Genomic DNA, 3,632 nt, shown 5'->3' with positions numbered 1-3,632 from the left:
CCGCCCACCCCCCCGGTCACCGAGGCCGACCTGCATGCGTTCGTCGATGGCCACCTGCCCGCAGAGCGCCAGACCGCGATCGCTGCTTTCCTGGCCGCGCGTCCCGACGACGCGCAGCGCGTCGAGACCTACCGCGCGCAGAAGCGAGAACTGCACGCCTTGTTCGACCCGGTGCTGGACGAGCAGCCGCCGCAGCGCCTGCTCAAGTCGGCGGGCCCACGCACCGTGTCGCCGACGCCCTGGTACCTGCAGCGCCTGGCTGCCGGGCTCGCCATCGCCGTGATCAGCGGCGCCACGGGCTGGGGGCTGCGCGGCGCCGGGGCTGGCGCCCGCGCGGGTGTTGGCGGTGACGATGCGGCCCGCATGGCGGCCGTGAAACCGGCCCCGGGTGGGTTGACCTTGGTGTCTGCCAGCGGCTTCGCGCAGCGCGCCGCCGTGGCGCATGCGGTCTACAGCCCCGATGTGCGCCGGCCCGTGGAAGTGGACGCCGCGCACGAAGACCAGCTCGTGGCCTGGCTGTCCAAGCGCATGGGCGCGCCGATGAAACCGCCGCACCTGCAGGCGCAGGGCTACACGCTGGAAGGCGGGCGCCTGCTGCCAGGTGGCCAGGGGCCGGTGGCTCAGTTCATGTACCGCAACGAGCAGGGCAGCAAGCTGACGCTGTACGTGTCCAATGACGTCGCTGACGTGGGCAGCGCCGCGGGCTCGGGCGGGGCCGCGAAACCGGATGCGAAACCGGGTGCGAAGAACGCTGACACCGCCTTCCGCTTCGCGCAGGAAGGCGCCGTCAACGTGTTCTATTGGGTCGACGGACCCTTCGGCTACGCCTTGTCGTCAGACGTCGACCGCAGCGTGCTGGCGCGGGTGTCGACCGAGGTCTACCAACAGCTGGGCACCCCGCGCTAAAGGCAACAGCAAGTCCCGCGGCGCAGGTGGTTTGCACCGCCATGGAATGAAACGCCCTGCAGTGCGCTCTTGGCTGCGAGCGCCTGACGCACCGCCGCCGCCCGTCGTTGGGTGCGAGGTCACGCGTCACACACTGCCGTCCACCTTTGCACTGAACACAGAAAGCACCCATAAGCACACAACGTCGCGACATCCTCAAATACTCGCTGGCCGCCGCAGCCGCCAGCGCGCTGCCCGCAGCGCAAGCCCAGGCGCCGTCCAGCGCCGCCGCCGCCACCGGCATCGACCCGCGCGACCGCGTCTTCATCACCAACGAAGACTCCAACACGCTGGTCGTGATCGACCCCAGGACCAACACCGTCGAGAGCACCATCAACCTGACCAGCTTCGACGAAGACCCGCGGCCGCCCTTCCGCTATGTCACCGCCGGCGTGGCGCCGACGCACGCGGCGATGATCCACAAGCCGCTGTACCACGGCTGCATCGACGCCCACGGCGCGGTGCCGTCGCCCGACGGCCGGCTGCTGGCCACCAGCGGGCGCGGCTCGAGCAACATCTACCTCGTCGACGCCGAGCAGCGCCGCGTCATCGGCAACACGCCCAACCCGGCCGCTGGCATGACGACCAACCCCGAACGCCTGAGCAGCGGGCTGCTGCTGGGCCGCGAACCGCACGAGCCCACCTTCACGCGCAACGGCAAGGAGCTTTGGGTGACGCTGCGCGGGGAAGACCGCATCGCCATCGTCAACGTCGAACTCGCCCTGCGTCAGTTGAAGGGCACCGACAACACAGGTTCGACGGCCATCCGCCAGTTCCTGCCGACGATCAACGGCCCGGCCCAGGTATGGTTCAACCGCGAAGGCACGCTGGCCTTCGTGGCCAGCCAGAAGGTGTCGCAGGTCGACGTGTTCCGTGTCAACCCGGGCGCCGATGGCCACAGCCAGCCGCAGCGCGTGACGACACTGGACATCAGTGCGCAGGACAAGCCCGGCTTCACGCCCTTCATGAAGACCACGCCCGACGGCGCCGAGGTGTGGTTCTCGCACAAGCTGGCCGATGCGCTGTCTTCTCGCTCGACGCGGGGCGGTTTCGACCTCATTGACAGCGTGCCGCTGGGCATGGGCGCGCGGCCCAACCACGTCGAGTTCGTCAGCAACGCGCGCGGCAGCGTGGTCTATGCCAGCCTGGCGCGCATCGACGACGGGGGCCCCGGCGGCGTCGCCTCCAGCCCCATCGCCATCATCGACCGCAGCGCAGCCAGCGGCCAGCGCAAGGTGGTCGGCACCTTCTTCAGCCACGGCCGCGAATCGCACGGGCTGTGGACCAACCCCGAGAACACGCTGCTCTACGTGGCGCACGAGCAGGACGAACTGCCCGGCACGCCCAACGCCGGCCAGACGGTGTGCAGCGCCTTCGACGTCAGCGACCCGCTGAAGCCGGTCTTCATCGCGCAGATTCCGCTGGGCAACCTGACCCTGCCTTCCGGAGCGCTGCGCAACAAGAAGAGCATCAACCTGGTCTACGTGCGCGTGGGTGCCAAGGGGCAGACTGCATGAAGGGCATGAAGGGCATGAGGGGCGGACACGCCCAACATGGAGTCAGTGCCTTCGAGCGCGAGATGGACGCTTCGATGGCCCGCATGATGCAAGACATGCACGGCCCGGGCTTCGTGGGCCAGGCCGACATCGACTTCCTGGCGATGATGATTCCGCACCACGCCGGCGCCGTCGACATGGCGCGGCTGGTGCTGCAGCACGGCCGCGACCCGGCCACGCGGCAACTGGCGGAGGAGATCATCGCCGGCCAGACCATCGAGATCGAGAGCATGACGCGGCGGCTGGCGGCCTTGCAGCAGCGCTCTAGCGCGGGTTCGGCAGCCGAATTTCCATCGCTGGGTGGCACGCGCGGGCCGTGATGCCCAGCCTGAGGGTAAGCACTGACGATGGCGATGGAATGAACCGCAGCGCTGTCCGCTCTTGATCACCATGCTGTTCCAGTCTGCCGAGTCCCGCTACAACCAATGGGTGCGGGACCATTACCGCTTCCTGCTGCGCAGCGCCTGGGCGCTGACGGGCTCGCGTGACATCGCCGAAGACGTGGTGCAGGACTGTTTTGCCAACGCCTGGAAGCACCGCGAGCAGTTGCGCGATGCGGCCTTGGCGCGGGCCTGGCTGTTCCAGATCATGCGGCGCGCCGCCTTCCGCCAGGCCGCGCCGGGCATGCAGTCGCTGGACGACGACGAGCAGCCCGAGCAGGCCGCCCCCGACGCCGGGCTGGACGACAAGCTGGACGTGGTCAAGGCGCTCGCGCGGCTGGCGCCCATCCACCGCGAGGTGCTGGTGCTGTTCTATTTCGACGACATGCCCACCGCGCAGATGGCCGAGGCGCTGGAGATTGCGCCCGGCACCGTGCTGTCGCGCCTGGCTCGCGCGCGCGACGCGCTGAAGCAGGTGATGGGCGTGCCAGTGCGGGCACCCGGCGGCGCCCAGGTCACGCCCTTGCGGAAGACCCCGTCATGAAGCGCGAACTCCGGCCGCCCGAGTTGCCCGACAGCGCGTTCGACTTGCGCACGCGCGCCGAACTGGCGCTGGCCTTCGAGCCCATCGACGCCCCGCCGCACTTGTACCGCAAGGCGCAGCCGCTAATGGCGCGGCGCAGCTTCCAGCGCGCCGTGCTGGGCCTGCTGCTGGCAGGCAGCGGCACCGGCGCCGTGCTGGCCATGAAGG

General features: G+C 69.5%; 4 protein-coding genes and 1 pseudogene. All 5 read left to right on the top strand.

The features are described 5' to 3' along the window. Positions 1-906 (top strand): anti-sigma factor (locus tag QZ994_RS19110; RefSeq protein ID WP_290877460.1); only part of this gene is annotated, 906 nt, incomplete at its 5' end. Positions 907-1,076: 170 nt separating this feature from the next. Next, on the top strand, positions 1,077-2,462 hold the full coding sequence (locus QZ994_RS19105) for a YncE family protein (RefSeq protein WP_130966402.1): 1,386 nt from the start codon (positions 1,077-1,079) through the stop codon (positions 2,460-2,462). After that, positions 2,459-2,821: a DUF305 domain-containing protein gene (locus tag QZ994_RS19100; RefSeq protein WP_004306461.1), complete on the top strand. Its 363-nt coding sequence runs from the start codon at positions 2,459-2,461 to the stop codon at positions 2,819-2,821. Before QZ994_RS19105 ends, QZ994_RS19100 begins: the two co-directional genes overlap by 4 nt. A 70-nt stretch (positions 2,822-2,891) precedes the next feature. After that, positions 2,892-3,425 (top strand): sigma-70 family RNA polymerase sigma factor, encoded by a 534-nt coding sequence (locus tag QZ994_RS19095; protein ID WP_165456618.1) that lies wholly within the window; start codon positions 2,892-2,894, stop codon positions 3,423-3,425. Continuing rightward, a pseudogene (locus QZ994_RS19090) lies at positions 3,422-3,632 on the top strand (hypothetical protein); the annotation flags it as partial. The gene QZ994_RS19095 and the pseudogene QZ994_RS19090, both read left to right, overlap by 4 nt.

This window comes from Aquabacterium sp. (assembly GCF_021768455.1).
In the GTDB taxonomy this organism is placed as follows: Bacteria; Pseudomonadota; Gammaproteobacteria; order Burkholderiales; family Burkholderiaceae_C; genus Aquabacterium.
This window is presented reverse-complemented; position numbering and strand designations above follow the sequence as displayed.

Bases quoted from the DNA above. Each gene is read 5' to 3' on its own strand.
- QZ994_RS19100 (WP_004306461.1), top strand. From the start codon at position 2,459: ATGAAGGGCATGAAGGGCATGAGGGGCGGACACGCCCAACATGGAGTC.
- QZ994_RS19095 (WP_165456618.1), top strand. From the start codon at position 2,892: ATGCTGTTCCAGTCTGCCGAGTCCCGCTACAACCAATGGGTGCGGGAC.